Source organism: Sphingobacterium sp. 2149 (genome assembly GCF_031455655.1).
Lineage (GTDB): Bacteria > Bacteroidota > Bacteroidia > Sphingobacteriales > Sphingobacteriaceae > Sphingobacterium.
Genome location: NZ_JAVDTD010000004.1, coordinates 44,633 through 63,462 on the forward strand (window position 1 = coordinate 44,633; position 18,830 = coordinate 63,462).

16 protein-coding genes are annotated in these 18,830 nt (G+C 38.0%); 8 read left to right on the forward strand and 8 right to left on the reverse strand.

Features of this window, described 5'->3' with window-relative positions; genetic code table 11:
• Positions 1-7: 7 nt before the first annotated feature.
• Positions 8-739, reverse strand: a complete 732-nt coding sequence (locus J2X77_RS06705; RefSeq protein WP_310079810.1) for a hypothetical protein — start codon at positions 737-739, stop codon at positions 8-10.
• A 345-nt stretch (positions 740-1,084) separates the two neighbouring features.
• On the opposite strand from J2X77_RS06705, the gene J2X77_RS06710 reads away from it, so the two are divergent.
• The 5 genes from J2X77_RS06710 (at position 1,085) to J2X77_RS23695 (ending at position 5,411) form a co-directional block, all read left to right on the forward strand.
• Positions 1,085-1,591: an RNA polymerase sigma factor gene (locus J2X77_RS06710; RefSeq protein WP_209579273.1), complete on the forward strand. Its 507-nt coding sequence runs from the start codon at positions 1,085-1,087 to the stop codon at positions 1,589-1,591.
• Positions 1,592-1,800: 209 nt separating this feature from the next.
• Positions 1,801-2,523, forward strand: coding sequence for an SIMPL domain-containing protein (locus tag J2X77_RS06715; RefSeq protein ID WP_310079813.1), 723 nt, complete (start codon positions 1,801-1,803; stop codon positions 2,521-2,523).
• Between the two features lie 277 nt (positions 2,524-2,800).
• Entirely contained in the window at positions 2,801-4,153 is a 1,353-nt protein-coding gene (locus J2X77_RS06720; RefSeq protein ID WP_209579272.1) for a GH1 family beta-glucosidase, read from the forward strand.
• A gap of 323 nt (positions 4,154-4,476) precedes the next feature.
• Positions 4,477-4,992, forward strand: coding sequence for a hypothetical protein (locus J2X77_RS06725; protein WP_209579271.1), 516 nt, complete (start codon positions 4,477-4,479; stop codon positions 4,990-4,992).
• 20 nt (positions 4,993-5,012) lie between these two features.
• Positions 5,013-5,411, forward strand: coding sequence for a DUF2809 domain-containing protein (locus J2X77_RS23695; protein WP_409050304.1), 399 nt, complete (start codon positions 5,013-5,015; stop codon positions 5,409-5,411).
• A 1-nt stretch (position 5,412) separates the two neighbouring features.
• Here the strand turns inward: J2X77_RS23695 and J2X77_RS06730 are convergent, their stop codons facing one another.
• Positions 5,413-5,931 (reverse strand): VOC family protein, encoded by a 519-nt coding sequence (locus tag J2X77_RS06730; protein WP_209579269.1) that lies wholly within the window; start codon positions 5,929-5,931, stop codon positions 5,413-5,415.
• Positions 5,932-6,151: 220 nt separating this feature from the next.
• Between J2X77_RS06730 and J2X77_RS06735 the strand changes: the two genes are divergently transcribed.
• Positions 6,152-7,180 carry a low specificity L-threonine aldolase gene (locus J2X77_RS06735; RefSeq protein ID WP_209579268.1) on the forward strand — a complete coding sequence of 343 codons (1,029 nt, stop codon included), beginning with the start codon at positions 6,152-6,154 and terminating at the stop codon, positions 7,178-7,180.
• Positions 7,181-7,269: 89 nt separating this feature from the next.
• On the opposite strand, the gene J2X77_RS06740 is transcribed toward J2X77_RS06735, so the two are convergent.
• Both J2X77_RS06740 and J2X77_RS06745 read right to left on the reverse strand, forming a co-directional pair.
• Positions 7,270-7,986 carry an MIP family channel protein gene (locus J2X77_RS06740; protein ID WP_209579267.1) on the reverse strand — a complete coding sequence of 239 codons (717 nt, stop codon included), beginning with the start codon at positions 7,984-7,986 and terminating at the stop codon, positions 7,270-7,272.
• A gap of 125 nt (positions 7,987-8,111) precedes the next feature.
• A complete protein-coding gene (locus J2X77_RS06745; RefSeq protein WP_310079816.1) occupies positions 8,112-10,328 on the reverse strand; it encodes a DUF4838 domain-containing protein in 2,217 nt (738 codons plus the stop codon).
• 488 nt (positions 10,329-10,816) lie between these two features.
• Between J2X77_RS06745 and J2X77_RS06750 the strand changes: the two genes are divergently transcribed.
• Positions 10,817-11,809 (forward strand): 2-hydroxyacid dehydrogenase, encoded by a 993-nt coding sequence (locus J2X77_RS06750; RefSeq protein ID WP_209579265.1) that lies wholly within the window; start codon positions 10,817-10,819, stop codon positions 11,807-11,809.
• Positions 11,810-11,900: 91 nt separating this feature from the next.
• Here J2X77_RS06750 and J2X77_RS06755 read toward each other — a convergent pair whose 3' ends face one another.
• Positions 11,901-12,239: a helix-turn-helix domain-containing protein gene (locus J2X77_RS06755; RefSeq protein ID WP_209579264.1), complete on the reverse strand. Its 339-nt coding sequence runs from the start codon at positions 12,237-12,239 to the stop codon at positions 11,901-11,903.
• A 118-nt stretch (positions 12,240-12,357) separates the two neighbouring features.
• Between J2X77_RS06755 and J2X77_RS06760 the strand changes: the two genes are divergently transcribed.
• Positions 12,358-13,755 (forward strand): MFS transporter, encoded by a 1,398-nt coding sequence (locus J2X77_RS06760; protein WP_209579263.1) that lies wholly within the window; start codon positions 12,358-12,360, stop codon positions 13,753-13,755.
• Positions 13,756-13,858: 103 nt separating this feature from the next.
• Here the strand turns inward: J2X77_RS06760 and J2X77_RS06765 are convergent, their stop codons facing one another.
• The 3 genes from J2X77_RS06765 to J2X77_RS06775 form a co-directional block, all read right to left on the reverse strand.
• A complete protein-coding gene (locus J2X77_RS06765; protein WP_209579262.1) occupies positions 13,859-14,098 on the reverse strand; it encodes a hypothetical protein in 240 nt (79 codons plus the stop codon).
• 87 nt (positions 14,099-14,185) lie between these two features.
• Positions 14,186-17,326: an error-prone DNA polymerase gene (locus J2X77_RS06770; RefSeq protein ID WP_209579261.1), complete on the reverse strand. Its 3,141-nt coding sequence runs from the start codon at positions 17,324-17,326 to the stop codon at positions 14,186-14,188.
• A 2-nt stretch (positions 17,327-17,328) separates the two neighbouring features.
• Positions 17,329-18,828, reverse strand: coding sequence for a DNA polymerase Y family protein (locus tag J2X77_RS06775; RefSeq protein WP_209579260.1), 1,500 nt, complete (start codon positions 18,826-18,828; stop codon positions 17,329-17,331).
• Between the last annotated feature and the right edge of the window lie 2 nt (positions 18,829-18,830).

Sequence of the window (18,830 nt, forward strand, 5' to 3'; positions counted from 1 at the left end):
TATCTGTTTAAATAGTCAATTTAATTAAAATACCGGTCGCCAGCGAATCATTCATAATGCGTGCATTGGATAGTTCAGCAATCTTTGTTAAGCGCATAGGATTATTTACAGACGGTGTTTTTGAGAGTGCATCTCCCTGTCTAAAAAAGGGAGAAATTTTAATTAAGATCTCGCATTCAATCACCTGTACTGAAATCGCAATAGCCTGTGCAGATACCTCGTCATTTAAATATTGAAATAATGCCGTTATGAATTTAAATAGATGGACTTGTGTCTCCCGATGCAACTCGCTCAAATGCGGATCAAGTAACGTATCAATTGTAAAACCTGATTGATTTTTATAACTCCCTACCAATTCATCTACCGCATGAAAAATTCCTAAGTCATTTAAAATCGGATTGTAAAGTAAAACTGCTTTATTGCGAATTTCTATAACTAAAGTCCCCAATGAATCACGTAAACAACGTAATTCTTCAAAATCACCATAGCGATTCGTAAAATTTTGAAGTGATATACGCATTCCATAAAGCTCCTGAGCCAATTCGTCACGGAAATATCGTCCTATTTTTCCAAGATCATCCTGTTGATTTTTGATAATCGATTTATAGAAGTCCTCCTGACTACCATCCCACGCCTGCTTCAATTCCGAATGATCTTCCAAACTTTCGCACTGTTCTTTCGCTCCTTCCGATACGTCAAAATATATTTTTTTGTTGTCGTTCCCCATATTGCTTTCCACGTCATGTTGTACTTATAACCATTAAAATAGGGCAACAGTTTTAAAAATTAATATCTATTTCTGTAAATAAAATGTACAAATTAATGTACCGCGTATAAATACGTATAAGCGATAGATAAAAAGGGGAAATTACACAGGAAAACACTCATTGTTTAAGCAAAATTGAGCAACTAAAAAACTTTGGCAATACAAAAAAAAAATTTAAAAATCTGATTTACAACTATTTAAAAATAAACCATACCATACCCATGACTTAAAAATCAGTACAGCTACTATTTTCATTACTGTTTTCTAGCATCCTAATTGCAGTAAATGCACCAAGATAGACACTTAAAATTTGATAAAATGGAAAATACAACAATCGATCAACTGTTTAAGGAAAAAAGACCTACATTAAAATATTTGGCAGCGCAATTTACAAATGATCCGGATGAGCGGGAGGACTTGGTGCAGGAAACCATGGTTAGGTCACTAGCATCTATCGAAAAGTTCGTGAAACATCCTAAGTTGATGTCATGGCTCTATATCATTATGAAAAATACGTATATCAATCAATATACGCGTAATAAACGACTGGAGAATTATAGAAGTGAATATATCAGCACTGGCTATCGAAACGACATGACAACAAATCGTGGAGAGAGTAATTTTGTGGCATCGGATATCCAACATGCCTTAAATAGTCTCTCAAAAGACTATTACAATGCTTTTGTAATGTTCTTAGAGGGATTTAAATATTATGAGATCGCTGAGCATCTGCAAATTCCTGAGGGTACCGTCAAAACACGGATACATATGGCTAGAAAGTCATTGCAAAAGCAGCTTAAGATATATTCAAAGAGCGTTGATTAGTATATTCGATACCCTAAAAAAGACAGTTTACAAAGCAGTCATGGCCAGAAGAAATTCTGGCCATTTTTATTCAAACTATTCAAATAGCCTATTAAGTTTATTCTTGCAACCAATTCCTCCAAGTGATGTTTGCTAATAGGTATCTCCTATATATTTATTATATTTAAGAGATTACTTAACTATCAATATCATATTGAACATCATAATATATGAAAAAGCAATTCATTTATATTTTTCTAATCGGCTTAAGCGGAACCATATTTTTATCTTCCTGCGGTAAGATATCCAATGACAATCAGAATAGAATTCGTGTCAGTGGTGAGGGAAAGATCAGAATCATGCCAGATCAAGTAACCTTAACAATCAATACGGCTTTTACAAAACCAAGGATGGTAGATGCTGTACGAGAGACACAGGCCACTGTCGACACTGTAATAGCTTTGCTACAAAAATATGGGAATGAGAAAGAAGATATTAAAACAAGTAGTGTTTCGGCCAACAAAGACTATCAATATGTTGCTAATACCAATAAATTTGTAGGTTACCAGGCGCAGCAAACAATCGATTTCGTTTTACATGATTTATCTAAATTCACAGAATTGACAGGAAAACTGTTAGAAACTAAAATAAGTGGAATTGGATCTATTTCTTTTGGTCACTCTAAAGCAGACAGTATTTTGAGAGAAGCCGACCTCATTGCGTATGATGACGCTTTAAAATCTGCAAAAAAACTTGCTTCTCGGGCTGATATTAAAATCGGGAAACTGTTGTATTTGTCCAATGATGGAAGCGCGTCAAACGAATCAAACCAATATCGAACAGGAATGGCTTTAGAGACATTCAATAAGGGATATGGTGGTGATGGCTTCAAAATTACACCAGAAGTTTTAGAATTCAAGAGAACGATATTTACGGAATTTGAAATCAAATAGTTCTTTTCTGCCAGCTGATCGAATCACTTATTGTCTTGATATTTAATCTTTCGTTCACATCGCATTCATATAAGTTTTGTTATTTTATAGTACGATAGTTACTGAAGTTAAAAGAGATTAACCTATGTATTATGAAAACAATAAGCTATTTTGTCGGGCGGATTTTATTTAGAATCTTTTTGGGTCAATTCAGTTCATTTTATTCACCGTTAAGATTTTATAAAACTTAATGGTTTAAAAGAATTGACATTAAGGTCCAATAATTATATTATCATACATGCTTTTAACCAAAGACGCCTTTGGCGAAGATTTTATATGGGGAGTTTCCACAGCTGCCTACCAGATTGAAGGGGCTCACGACTTGCACGGGAAAGGGCCGTCAATATGGGATGTGTTCGTACAAAAAAAGAATCGCGTATTCCAAAATCAACATGGTAATGAAGCCTGTGATTTTTACAATCGGTATGTCCATGATTTATATCTGATGAAGGGAATGCATATTCCTAATTACAGATTTTCTTTATCATGGAGCCGTATATTTCCAAACGGAATAGGCGAAGTAAATCAAAGAGGACTGGATTTTTATGACCGCCTAATTGATCTATCTCTTGAACTTGGAATTACTCCATGGATTACATTGTATCATTGGGATCTACCGCATGCATTAGAGAAAAAAGGTGGGTGGGTAAACCGTGAGGTGAAAGATTGGTTTGGAGAATTCGTTTCCAAATGTGTGCAAACCTATGGCGATCGTGTCAAGAACTGGATGGTGCTCAATGAGCCTACTGTCTTCACTGCCGCGGGCTATTTCTTTGGTGTACATGCGCCGGAAAGAAGAGGCTTGGGCAATTTTTTGGCTGCAGTCCATCATGCTGCTTTAGCACAGGCACAGGGAGGGCGAATCATTAAATCAATACAAGCTGATAGTTATGTTGGCACCACATTCTCCTGTTCTCATGTAGAACCTTTTTCTTCAAGAGATAAGGATATCGTAGCGGCAAAAAAAGCAGATGTATTGCTGAATCGTCTCTTTATAGAGCCGCTTTTAGGTATGGGCTATCCGACAGAAGAGATTAAAATCCTGAATAGAATTGAAAAGTACATTCAAGTGAATGATGAAAAAGATTTGAAATTTAACATGGACTTCATAGGGGTACAAAATTATACACGGGAAGTTATACGATACGCAATGTTTGTTCCTTATCTTCGAGCGAAAATAGTATCCGCGAAAGAGCGTAAAGTTGAAATGACCGAAATGAATTGGGAGGTTTACCCAGCTTCCATCTACTATATGCTTAAAAAATTTAGTACATATCCTAATATGCCCCCTTTAATAGTCACGGAGAATGGAGCTGCGTTTGCCGATCAAGTAGAAAATGGTATCGTTCATGATCCAAAAAGAGTTACCTATTTACAGGACGCTTTACAACAAATTTATCTTGCAAAACAGGAAAATGTAAATATCAAAGGATATTTTGTATGGACTTTTCTTGACAATTTTGAGTGGGCAGAGGGCTATCGTCCAAGATTTGGACTTGTATATGTTGATTTCAAAAATCAACAGCGTATTATAAAATCTTCTGGGCAATGGTACGCAAATTTCTTAAATAACAATTCTAGTCATTCTTAGTATGGTGATAAGACCGATTAGTAACTTTTAATAAAATTACTGAAAAAAGTATTGCTAAAACAACGACCAAAATCGTACCTATCAAAGGACCAATGCTCGCTTGCCAATCCCAAAATATACTGACAATCCCGAGCGTTGAGCATACTGTATAATTCAATAATAGAAAATAATCCGACTTCTTTAACACGTTAGTTCGCTTAATCTCAATGATACTCTCCAATGTTGCCTATAATAAAATTAAAAAATATGTATAACTAATCTGTCTGATTACATAAATATAAATATCTTTAATAAAAAACATCGAAAAATTAAAGGCGCATTTTATGAAGACTTTTCAATTTAAATCACATAATGTAAAAAAGGGCTTAATGTTCGGATTAGGTTATTTAGCAGTAGTATTTGTGGTCCTTTATGTCTTTTTTGGTGGTATAAATGGGCTTGCCGATGCGGCAAATAATTTCGGTTCCGCGAAAGGTTTAGGCATATTGGTCGCGGTAGTTGTAATTGGACCACTGATTATCCTCTTGCAATTCATTAATCCTAAAATCGATATACAGGTCGACAGTAAGAATTTATCCATTCAGAGCTCGAAAAAAAGTCCCAAAACTATTCCACTAGCGACAATACATTCCCTGGAAATCAACCAGAAGCTGGTCAACCAGCTTCAGATATTTGATCAAAACAAACAACTACTCGCTACAATACATCCTCAAACCGACACCAATGTGATTTTTTCAATTGCCAGTACGATAGCACAACACGGTGAATTTGTAGCGACAAAAGGAGACAAGAAGATTTTCGGGAATGCTGTTCCAACGGTCTCCTATTTAAGGCAATAAACTAGGCCCCTATTATCGTGATGAAAAAAATTACAAATATTCAGTACCTTGTTCTAGCCATAGCAACTATCATTCTCGGTCTGTTGTCCCGAAAAATAGTGGCAATACCACCGATATGCGGTGATGTCCTCTATGCTGTGATGGTGTACTGGCTATCACGCTTTATATTTATTAAAAAATCAGTACTCTTTTCCAGCATCATCACTGTCTTATTCTGTTTTACGATCGAATTTTTACAACTCATACAATCTCCGTTCTTTTTATGGATAAGAACCAATGTGCTGTTACGTCTTGTATTTGGCCAGGGATTCGTATGGTCAGATCTAGTCGCTTATTGTTTGGGAGCTATCGCAGCTACCTCTCTCGATTGCGTTAAGCATCTCATGTTAAAATCCGTTCTTACTGTACGTGAAAAATAACTTATTTTATAGTTGTGACTCCCATATCAATTCCCATCTTTTCGTAAACCATATCATTCGGTTGCCAAAGCTCTATTTTGTTTCCTTCAATGTCCATGATATGAACAAATTTGCCATAGTCAAATGCTTCGATATTATCAAGAACGGTAACCCCCTCCTTCTTCAATTCTTCGACTAAAAGTTCAATATCTTCCACGCGGTAATTAATCATAAAATCCTTTTCCGAAGGGTCAAAATAGGCTGTGCTTTCCTTAAAAGGGCTCCATTGAGTAAATACTTTTTTTGTACTATCTGCTCCTTGATACCATTCAAATACACCGCCATAGGAATTGGTAGTTATACCTAAATGTTGCGCGTACCATGCTCTCAGTTTTTTTGGATCTTTACTCTTAAAGAAAAATCCACCTATACCAGTTACTCTTTTAAGTTCGGCAGACTGGCTTAAATGCTTAACGGTATTGAAAGCATAGCCCATTCCAAATGCCAGCAGGATACTTCCAACAAATACAACTCTTTTCATAATTTAATATAGATAAACAATTGATTTACAATCACTAGCCAATTTAGTCATTCGTTTTCAAAAATGCAGCTATAGTGGTTCAAAAAGAAATCTTTTTCAAGGTTAAGATTATAAAAAAACGGTATTGTATTTATACATTTGATTCGGTCAAGATTCATTGCTAATACTAGTAACAATTAGAACAAAATAGTTAAGAGCAGGTCAACTAAAAAATAAATTTATGTATAGTTTTAAAAACGATTATTCAGAAGGGGCGCATCCCCGCATCTTAGATAAACTTATTGAAACGAATCTCATACAGCAACCTGGGTATGGAGAGGATGAATATGCTAAAGAAGCAAAAGCCATTTTAAAGAGAAAGATAGCTAATGAACTAGCCTCCGTTTATTTTTTATCTGGGGGCACACAGACCAATCTATTGGTACTATCGTTTCTCTTACGCGTTCATGAAGCCGTCATTAGTGCAAAGACTGGACATATATCTGCCAATGAAACTGGTGCTATTGAAGCAACTGGGCATAAAGTTATTGCCATAGAAACTATAAATGGAAAATTAACTCCTGACGATATCATAAGAACATTGAAAGAGCATGCTTTGGCGCCACACGTGGTAAAACCACGAATAGTTTATATTTCAAATTCTACCGAAATTGGAACAATTTATACCTTGGTAGAACTACAGGCGTTATTCGGATGTTGTCAGCAACATCACTTGCTACTCTATCTGGATGGTGCCCGTTTAGGACATGCATTGACAGCGGAAAACAATGATTTAGCGTTATCAGATCTTGGAAAATATTGTGATGTATTCTATATTGGAGGTACAAAAAACGGTGCGCTTTTAGGAGAGGCTGTCATTTTCAATAAGTCCGAATTGGCGATGGATTTCGATTATGCGATCAAACAAAAAGGTGCTTTACTAGCCAAAGGTCGTGTGTTATCCGTTCAGTTTCTCGAATTGTTTAAAGATAATTTGTATTTTCAACTAGCGCAAAAAGCAAATTCATATGCAATGCAAATCACCAAAGCAATTAAAGAAAAGGGCTACTCGTTTTTAACTGATTCCACTACAAACCAGCTATTCCCTATTTTACCAAAGTCTCTCATTCAGGTATTGAGTCAAAAATATCAGTTTTACATTTGGAAAGAAATAGATCATGATAATGCTGCTATTCGCCTAATTACGTCTTGGGCTACCGAAGAGGAACAGGTGGTGAACTTTATTACTGACCTATCGAATTTCAGATAGGTTTGTTGGCAGCAACGTTCTACTTTCATTTAACGAGTTTAATACGTAGATGCCTGCCTATAAAACTCGTTAAATGAAAGTGGAATAAACTAATCTTTGGGCTCCAAAACTCGCCATACTGCAGCTGCAGCGATGGCCCCTACGAGTGGTGCAACAATAAACAGCCATAGTTGAGACAATGCTTGCCCTCCAGCTAAAACAGCTGGACCAAACGAACGGGCTGGGTTAACGGATGTTCCCGTCACTGGAATAGCAACTAAGTGAATTAATAAAAGTGTAAAACCGATGGCAAGTCCAGCCATGGTGCTGTTGCCAAGTTTCGATGTCGTTACCAATATAATAAATACAAAGAGAAAGGTTAACACGGATTCAATTAGAAAGGCTGAAGGTGTACCATATTCATTTTGATATCCCTTCCCCCAACCATTAGCGCCAAAGGCCCATTCACCTGCTGTAAATCCAGCCAACTGCCCCAATAAAATCTGTTGCAAAACCAAAGCGGCCAAAAGCGCACCACTAAATTGAGCAACAATATACACAACCGCATGTTTGGCAGACAGACGTCCTGCCAATAACACACCAACAGTCACGGCTGGATTGATGTGGCATCCCGATAGCCCTCCAATCGCATAAGCAAAAACGACTACAGAAAGACCGAAAGCCACGGAGATGCCCAACAGACCAAGACCAGAGAGCCCCCCCGTGGTATTGGCTCCTGCAATCGCTGCGGCACCGCAACCAAAAAGCACTAAACCAAATGTCCCAATTAGTTCAGCGAAAAATTTTAAAGATGTCTTAATTTCCATAGCATTCTATTTATAACTTAGTTAACTCTAATTTAACCACTATCCATATAAAGTTAAAGTCGCAAAATATTTATTGTAGAACAATATCTACAACAATTGGAAATTAAATAAAGTATTTCATCCGATCAGTATAACCAAATTTCATCACACGCCATCAGTGGATGCTTTGTGGGATGATTACGCCATAGCGGTAATTTTCTAAATGGGACAGCATAAATATGAATAGCAGTAACCTTGCTATTTATTGATGTTTGATATCGGACTTTATCCACCTTATAATCTTCTTTCATGGATGCATGCTTCTGAACGGATACTTCTTGAAAATCTTTCCCATTTATAGAGACAGAAATATGTAATTCCTTTGGTGGAAATATCCAATGCCGGGCATCTTTCAGAAAATCGAGTTCGATTGTATCTATTTGTGTTGGTTGTTTAAAGTCGAAAGTAATATCCATTGGCTTACCATTCCACAATAGCCAATTGTAACTATAATCCAAATAGCCCGGAACGCTATCCGTTAGTGTCTTTAACCCATTTGCTGGGAATGATGGGTCAAATGGATTTTTCGATGTAATACTTGCTTCTGAAGCTTTATTTATTCTAACTCCGGCATTGAAGATGTCTGTCCATTCTTTTGCATAACTATCAGGCGATGCTCCAGCTTCGGCGAGTTCTATTACCCCTAGCCTTTTGGCATCTTCAACGAATTGAGCGACCCTGCGCGTTAGACTAGGTTTCGCTACCCACCGATTACCATCCCGCACAAATATACCACGATCATGGGAGCCGTAAAATCTTGCTTGCTGCAAATAGGTATAATCCAGTCCCAATTGGATACGTCTAACGCGTGATGCCAATAAGGGATTATCCTTACTGGTAGCTTCTGCCTTTTCTAATAACATCCTATATTGATCCATGGCCTCTGGACTTAAAAAATCAATTCTATTATCAATTGGATTTCCATAAATCGACAAAGCAGAGGACGGCCCCGGCAAACGACCTCTTCGCTGTTTAAGGTATGCTTTCACAAAAGGTCCGACTTTACCGTAATAGCCCTCAATAAATTCATTCATCAATTGATCTTCTGAGCGAACGTTCGTATCCCAGGAAAGATTGGCCAAAACATAGGCATTTAGCTCCGCCATATCACTATAAGTCGCTCCACCGCCCTGTAAAAAGATGCCTTCTACCCCTTGTGTTTTCAAATAATGTAGACTTTTCTGCATCGTTCCTTGAATTGGAAATGGTGCAAGATAATTGGTAAACTGGGTCAAATAATCCCATACAAAGACATGTTTAGCTTTGGATTTCCAAGCGCTCAATTGCCTTCTGAAAGTTGCAGCCGAGACTTCAACAGTGATATCATTTTTCCGGAAAGCATCAATATTACTTAGTATAACTGACACATTATCTGCAACACGTAAATGTGCAGGTGGATTGGCCGTTTCAAGATAAGCCAATGTCGTGAATTTCTTATCTGGAAAGATTGCGGCTACCCGGTTCACAAAGTGTATCAATGAGCCCTGCGGTCCCCCTTCGCGCTTATCTATAGCCTGACAATGATCGCAAGTACAGCTTCCCCTATCATCATTAGCCGCAATAGACCAATAAATAGCCTTCGGATTTTCAACCATCCTGCGCTTAAAGTAAGCAACAGCATGTGTAAAGACATCTTCATTAGAGAGGCAAAGCTGAGCCGGCTGCCGCTTCCCATCAAATAGGGAATAATACTCGGGATGACTTTTAAAATAAATCGATGGTGGCAATATTTTACTGGCCGTGTGTCCCCAATCCCCCCACTTGTCTTCCAAATAATGTAGACCATACCAATCCATGTATTCCTGATCCAGTTCTATTGGGAAATAGACCTCTCTATATTGAAAACTTGGTTTTGAAAAAATTTTTAGATCTGCAGCTACATATAAACTAGTAGACTTAGGAATATAGGTATTTTCATTACCTGCATACCATTTTCTTCCGCCAATGATATCCCTTACATAACGGTATGCCGCAAATAGCACTCCTTTACCACTCCCCTTAATCCAAATCGTCTTTCCCACAACATCAATAGAATAACTATCCTCAGGAAAGGATTCCGTTATGGGTAAGCTTTCTAGGATAATAGCATCCGAAACATCAACTTTAGCTTGTATAGCATAGTCTGCACCCGTACTTTCTTTTGTGTAAGATTTGATAACACCCGCGGCTTGCATTGAAACAGGATTGTCTATCTCCGCTTGAATGATATAACCTGTTTTCCCATACTCAACTAATGTAATTCGCTCTTGTGCTTGCACTATCGTTACCAATGACAATAGACCGAACATACACTTCCACATCATATAAAAATTTATCATACGGATAGATACGAGCAAAATAGCTCACAACCGTTGATTAAGCATGACCTATCCTTAACCGTACACGCGATATAAGCTCATACGGAGAAATAGGCTTTTTAATATAATCATTGGCGCCTACCTTAAATCCTTCTAAAATACTATTATCGTCATTCTCTTCTTTTCGTTCTTCATAGGGGATTTAATTTTAGTACTTCATAGTACGACAAAGTTTAGAAAAAAAAACTGAAGTCGTTGTAGACGCACAACTACAAGACTGCAAAAATTAATTAGCATTGATTTCAATTCATAGCATGCGTTAGTATGTTGGTTTCATGTATTCACCACGATATTGTTCAACTTATTATTTAATAATCGTAAGACTCTACTGCGATAGTTTAATGTGATTGGACAAAATTAAACCGCTGGTATATCCCCCAATTAACTAATTTATACTGTATATTTATAGTATACTAATACGTAGCAAACAATTTATGAAAATCGCCTTCTTTTCCACAAAACCATATGACAAGTTATTCTTTGAAAAAGAAAACAGTACGTATGGCTTTCAGTTTAATTTTTATGAGACGCATCTAGGGCCACACATTGTGAATGCTATTGAAGACGAGAAGGTAATCTGTGCATTTGTCAATGATAAACTAAACCGACAAGTTATCGAAGTACTTGCTGAAAAAAGCGTTGAGTTGATTGCCTTGCGCTGTGCGGGCTTTAATAATGTTGATTTAGAGGCGGCACGGGAGTTTGGAATAAAAGTGTGTCGAGTTCCTGCTTATTCTCCCGAAGCAGTTGCAGAACATACAATGGCCATGTTATTGACATTAAATCGTAAAACGCATAAAGCTTATAATCGGGTTAGGGAGCAAAATTTCGCATTGCATGGACTTTTGGGCTTCAATCTTTATCAGAAAAAAATTGGGGTAATTGGCACTGGAAAAATTGGAAAGGCTTTTATCAAAATCGCCTTAGGATTTGGCGCGAATGTAATTGCCTATGATTTATATCCAGATCCTGAGCTTGCAGCAAAAGGCGTCGATTATAAATCGTTGGATGAGGTCTTTAAGGAATCAGACATCATTTCTCTTCATTGTCCGCTCACTCCCGAAAACCACTATCTGATTAATAAGGAATCATTGGATAAGATGAAGCATGGCGTTACAATCATTAATACAAGTAGAGGTAACTTAATTAATACCAATGATGTTATCAAAGCGCTTAAAGAGCGTAAGATTGGACTACTGGGTATTGATGTGTATGAACAGGAGGAAAAATTGTTTTTTAAAGATTTATCAACGACAATTATTGAAGATGAGACCATACAACTATTAATGAGTTATCCTAATGTTTTGGTAACCGCACATCAGGCTTTCTTCACCACTGAAGCGTTAACAGAAATTTCTCAAAGAACACTGCGAAGTATTTCCGACTTATTGTCTAAAGGAATCACTGATGAAGACGTCTTGCTATAAGCAAGACGTCGTAAGCATTTCAAATCATTCCGGTATATACGTGCCCAAAAAGGCAGTTGGAATTAATTCGATTATTGTATTCGTTTTCCATCTATCCCCTTTCGCCCTGGTAACTTGCCCACCACTCATCAAGACGTTCGATGACCGGCAATAAAGTTTTTCCCAACTCGCTGAGTTTGTATTCTACCCGTGGCGGAGATTCGGCATAAATCTGTCTACATAAAATTCCGTCACGTTCGAGCTCGCGCAGCTGAACAGTCAATGTCGTTTGCGCCAAATCTTCCATTTCACGCCTAAGCTCACCAAATCTTTTGGGACATTGTTTCGCTATAGCTTTAATGAGCAATACCTTCCATTTTCCACCTATTATCTTAAATATGCCATTGACATCACAACAAGCGCCAAAATTTTCACTTTTTTTTTCATTCATAATCACCTGATACTAACCATTAGTTCATAAAAACATACCAAGTACATAATTTGTAACTACTTGACTTAAAAAAATATCCAAACTATTTTTAACCGTAAAAATATTAAAAACTTTCTATATGAGCTTTCAAATTAAAGATCTACTTCATATTTTGTTTCTTTCAACTGCTGTATTTCTTTTCGTCATCGACCTTTTTATTTTGAATGTTTCCCTTCCGAACATTCAACATGCGCTACACTTAAGTAATAGTGATACGCAATGGATTATTGTACTTTATATTGTTGGTTACGCAAGTATTTTGATTTATGCCGGCATTGCCGGAAATCGTTATGGAAAGAAAAAGTTATATTTAGTTGGAATGGCTGGTTTTACCCTCGCTTCTTTTTTATGTGGTGTTTCAAGCAATCTCTACGCCTTATTGCTCGGAAGGCTGGCCCAGGGAATTAGTGCTGCATTGATGGTTCCACAAGGTATTGCACTGATTACTTTACTATTTGAAAATCCAGAAAAGAGATCCATGGCATTGGGCATCTATGGAAGTATAGCGGGTATTGCTTCGGTGATAGGTCAGTTATTGGGTGGAATACTCCCCGATCAAACCTGGATAAACGAAAGCTGGCGCCTTATCTTTTTAATCAATGTACCTATTGGATTCCTTGCCTTCTTTGCTGTTTATCGGTATACGCCTAAAGATGATCGCAGTGTAAAATCTTCGATCTCTTTTATGCCAATGCTCACATTGTTTGCGCTTTTAATGGGGATAATTTTTCCATTAATCATGGGGCCGGAGTTGAAATGGCCATTGTGGTCACAATTCCTGTTGGGAGGAACACTTTTTTTCGTTTTATTGTTTCTAAAAAAGCAACGAAAACTACAACAAAAAGGTTATCCTACCCTACTAAATTTCTTGCTATTCAAAAATAGGATTTTCAACATAGGGCTTCTCGCTGCATTAGCTTATTATATGGTTCAGGATGCCTACTTTATCATTAATTCCAATTACCTTCAAAATCAAAAAAATTATACGTCTACAATGACTGGAATTGCCTTTATTTACCAAGGCATGGGTTATGTACTCGCTAGCGTTATTGTAAGTAGATTAATACAGCGTTATGGAAAAATAGTTATACTTACTGGATTAGGAATTATGATTTTGGGTTTGTTGTCTCATCTTTTTATTTTTAATACACAGTTTTTAGATAATGATCAATTACATGTGCTCTTCTTTCTTTATGGTATTGGCTGTGGAAGTGTATTGCCCGCATTAATGACACTTGCTTTAAAAGATCTCAATGAGAGATTAATTGCTGACGGCACTGCTGTTTATCTTACCATACAACAATTATCGATCTGCCTAGGTATTGCTTGTATTGTTGGTGTATTTCTCCATCAAAAAGAAAGCAATTTTTTTGGTTGGCAGCATATCTCCTCATCCTATGGCTACTCAATGTCACTATCGGTCATATTGCTGTTGAGTGTCGTGTGTGTAGTAGCATGTTTACCTTCTAAAAAGTAAAATAGAACATAATTTAGTTCAGCAACATCGGCCAAATGTCCATTTATTAGTTGAATTAAAGCAAGTTGCGCATTTTCATCCTTTGGTGAATGCTTAGCCGGTCTCATTTAATATCATTGCTATGAGCTACTAGATCGTAATCCACCAGAAATAGGTCTTTACCATCAAAAAGATCAATCTGGTCTTCTTTAAACATCTCTACAATATCGCGGGCAGTTTTATACGTTACATTCGCTTGTATGGCAATCAGATCAATAGCACTATTTACATCGCCCTGTTTAATGAATTCCCGAATAGTGGCTTTATCAATTTCGATCGTATTTACGAGAATATTTTTGGTCATATCTTTTAATTTCCTATAGATTAGAATGCTTGCTACCTACGCGGAGTAAATGCTTTTACTTCAAAAATGAGATTAATAAGGGAGAGATCAATGAAAATTTCTTCCTTTATGAAAAATGCCTGCAGCATTATCATTTTCTGCTGTTAGATCCTTTAACAATCCAGACATATCAAAGCAGCGCTGAGCAATGACATGAATAACTTCTCCTTCAGTTTGAATTTTACCAGCGATCATAAGGAGCTTTGCCCGAAGGATCTCTTTCCGATATTTTTCAAACACAGTACTCCAAACCACAATATTTGCAAAACCTGTATCATCTTCAATAGTGATAAATAAAACACCTTTAGAGGTTCCTGGGCGTTGCCTAACGGTAATTAATCCACATATCTTTACCGGCATATCATTTTTTATCCCTCCCAATTTTGCTGTCGGCACTACATGGAGAAGATCTAGCTTTCCACGCAAGAAGCTCACCGGATGTGCTTTAATGGATAGCGATGTTTTTGCATAGTCTGCAACTACATGCTGACTTTCCGTAAGCAATGGTAACTGGATCTGTCCCTCGGTTATACTTTCAGAAGCTTGCCCTTTAAATAATTCAATTGGCCGATCACCTAATGCTGTAATCTCCCAAAGTGCTTGTCGGCGATCCATATGCAGCGACCTAAACGCATCTGCATGCGCTAACTTTTCTAAGGTCGCAAGCGATAATCCGACGTCCATCATTCCTATAATGGATGAAAATCCGTTGTGCCGACCAGTAGTTAGCACAACAGCCTCTTCCATGGAAAATCCTTTGATTTGACGTAACCCCAATTGAAGGGCATGCGGTTTACCCATCTCACCCTTTAAAGTATTGTCCCAGGTTGAATAATTTACATCAATAGGATGTACCATTACACCATGTTTCTTTGCATCAATAACAATTTGAGCGGGCTGATAAAAGCCCATCGGCTGACTATTCAATAAGGATGCAGCAAAAATATCGGGATAATAATACTTAAGCCATGAGGACACATATACTAATAATGCAAAAGATGCGGCATGGCTCTCTGGAAAACCATAACTACCGAATCCTTCCAGTTGCTTAAAGACTCGATTGGCAAATTCTTCTGAATAGTTTTTTTTGACCATGCCATCGACCATTTTTTTGTGAAAAGAAGATACCTGCCCTTTAGATTTGAATGTTGCCATACTACGCCTCAACTCGTCGGCTTCTGCAGGTGTAAATCCCGCTGCAACGATAGCAATTTCCATGGCCTGCTCCTGAAAAAGAGGGACTCCTAAGGTTTTTTTAAGAATAGCTTCGATCTCTTGACTAGGATAATCAACATCTTCTTCTTTATTTCGACGACGTAAATAGGGATGCACCATATCCCCTTGTATAGGTCCCGGGCGTACTATAGCCACTTCAATGACCAAATCATAAAATTTTCGTGGTTTTAATCGTGGTAACATCGACATCTGGGCCCGGCTTTCGATCTGAAATACACCTAAGGTATCCGCATGGCAGATCATATCGTAAACTGCTTCATCGTCATTTGCCCCAATATCGGCGAGTGTAAGCTCTTTTCCGTAATGTTTTTTTGCGAGTTCAAAAGCCTTACGGATACAGGTCAGCATTCCCAAAGCCAGTACATCTACTTTCAGAAAACCGAGTGCTTCCAGATCATCTTTATTCCATTCGAGATTGGTCCGATTATCCATTCGAGCATTTATTAAAGGACACAGTTCATGTAAATTACCTTGTGTAATTACAAACCCACCAGTATGCTGGCCCAATTGCCTCGGAAATCCAATATATTGATGCGTCAACTCCAGCACTTTTCTCAGATGCTGGTCATCGGGATTAAAGCCCTGTTCAACCAAACGCTCCAAATTGATAACATCATCCCAATGACTACTTACTATGCCTGCTAAGCGCCCTACAGCATCTAAAGATAGTCCCATGGCCTTACCAACATCACGTATAGCTCCTTTTGAACGTACTTGTGTGACTGTAGCCACAATGGCAGCTCGATTGCGTCCATATTTCTCATAAATATATTGGATTACTTCCTCACGACGCTCATGCTCAAAGTCGACATCTATATCTGGTGGTTCATCGCGGGCATCGGACATAAATCGTGCAAAAAGAAGCCTATATTTAGAAGGATCCACCGAAGTAATTCCTAAACAGTAACAAACCGTAGAATTTGCCGCTGAACCTCGCCCCTGACATAAAATTCCTTTTTCTTTGGCAAATCGAACATAATCATATACCGTCAAAAAATAAGAAGCATAATTTTTACGCTCGATAAAATCAAGTTCCATTTGAATCGTTTCCCGAATGCTATCGGGGATATCACCGTCAAATTTTTTCTTGGCTCCTTCCCAAGTTAGATAGGTTAATTCCTCCTGCGTCGTTCGCCCATTAGAAGATAACTCATCGGGATATACATATTTCAAATCATCTAAGGAAAAATGACAAGCATTGGCAATTTTTACACTCTGTTCGATAGCCTCTGGGTACCCTCTAAACAAGCGTTCAACTTCAGTGATTGACTTTAGATAGCGCTCTGCATTGGGATGCAAATTAAACCCAGCAGTTTGTATCGTACATTTTTGACGGATACATGTTAAAATATCCTGCAATTCACGTCTTTCGGGTATATGATAATATACATCGCCGAGAACAACAAGTGGAATATCGCATTGTTTACCCAGTTGATTTATTCTAAACAATAGTTTTGAATCATCTCCACGATAGAGTTTTTTAATACCTAGACTAAGAAAGCCCTGGAGGAACTGTTGACATTGCTGTACAAATTCAATAAAAAAAGGATCTAGCTCAAAACCAGCCACCAATTTTTCAGGTGGACAAATAATAAACATAATTCCCTCAGCATATTGAAACACATCTTTTTTATACAACGCACATCTGCCTTTTTCAGTCCTTAAGTTCCCAACGGTTAACAATGTTGAAAGTCGACCATAAGCCTCTTTATCTGTCGGGTATGCGAGTAAGCTAGGGCCATCTTGTAAGTCCAAGCGACAGGCAGGAATAAGTCGTATACCGGCTTTTTTGGCCGCTATATGTGCGCGAACAATACCAGCAAGGCTATTACGGTCAGTTACTGCTACAGCATGATAGCCCAATTGAGCCGCTTGTTCAATCAATTCTTCGGGGTGTGAGGCACCTTCGAGAAAACTGAAATTACTTGTTATCTGTAATTCACAATAATTCATCTTTATGCAAAAAAGCCATGTAAAAACCATTCATCTGCCTGTCCGCCGTAATGTCCAGATCGATACAGCCAAAACCGCCGGCCTTGTAGATCTTCCACGGCATAGTAATCCCGATGTTCACCTGGATCAATCCACCATTCACGCTCAATACGTTCGGGACCATCTGCTTTTCTGATATTATAGGTATCTCCCTTATAACGGAACAGTAAGGGAGGATAATCGGGTATAGGTGCTGTGACTATAATACGCTCGGGAACCTTTAATAGTCGTGTCGGACGTGGACGCTCGGTTTGCCATTCAGCAGTTACAACCTCATCCATAGAAGCAGCTATTTTCATGGATCGTTCAGGCCAATAGTGTGCAGATGGAACATATCGTAGTATTTCACAACTGGAATCTCTGCTTTTTAAACGATCTAAAAGTTCGGTAACCAATGGACTTTTGAGTCCAATTCGATTGTCCCAAAGATTTTCCTGAACAGGATCTGCTGCCTCTACTTTGGATGCACCCAGCGTAAATAATTCAATGCCCAATGCGGGTTCAATTTGTGGAATTTTTATTTCAAATAACTGAAGAATATGGTTTCCCTGAGCTGTAGCACGACTTGTTTCAATAGTAATTGTCTCTATTTTTCCATCTACCCGATGACAGTCCAATTCGGCTGCCCGTAATCCTTTACCTTCACCCGACAATCGTTTGCACAACTTATTTATTAAATCTTCTAAAGCCAATGCAATACCATTTGGTGTACATATTGGTTCAAGACAAGGTAAATGCTCTTCATATGGTAAAATAGACTTTATAGGAATAATAAATTCGTCCTCTAATCCCATGGCCTGATCTAGTCGAAGCAGCAAACTAGCGCCAAATCTCCTGCGCAAAACTGCCCGGGGCATGTGAGCAAAACTCCCTATAGACTGCAATCCAAGCGCTTGCAACCTCTTCAATTGAATATCTTCCAATCGTAATGCTGCTGGATGTAAAGGTAGAAGAGCCTCCAATTGGCCCTGTTCTTTTATAATACTATCATCAGATCCAAAATGCGCTATCGCCCAGGCGGCACCAATGGTATCAGCAATACCTATGCGGACAGTATAACCATGGTATTTAAATGTAGAGGCAATATGTGTTAAATAAGCAAATTCTCCGCCCCAAAGATGGGCACAACCACTAATGTCTAATATAATCCCATCGGGTTCATCTATTGAAACCTGCGGTGTATACCTTATGCACCAACCAGCTATAAAATGGAGTAATTTATCAGACAGTCCTGCTTGTTCATGAATAATTTTAAGTGATGGAATAAATGCCCGCGCATCCGCTATGGCCATACCTGAATATACGCCCGCTTGCTCTGCAAGTAAATTATGCGCACTAACGATCAGTTTTCCTTGAACTGCGATCGACAAAACAAAGGGAATATCTTGCAAATGTGGTTTACACACAGTAAACCAATCTGTTTTTAAGTAACGAAACCATAATGACGCAAATCTTTTTTTCATGA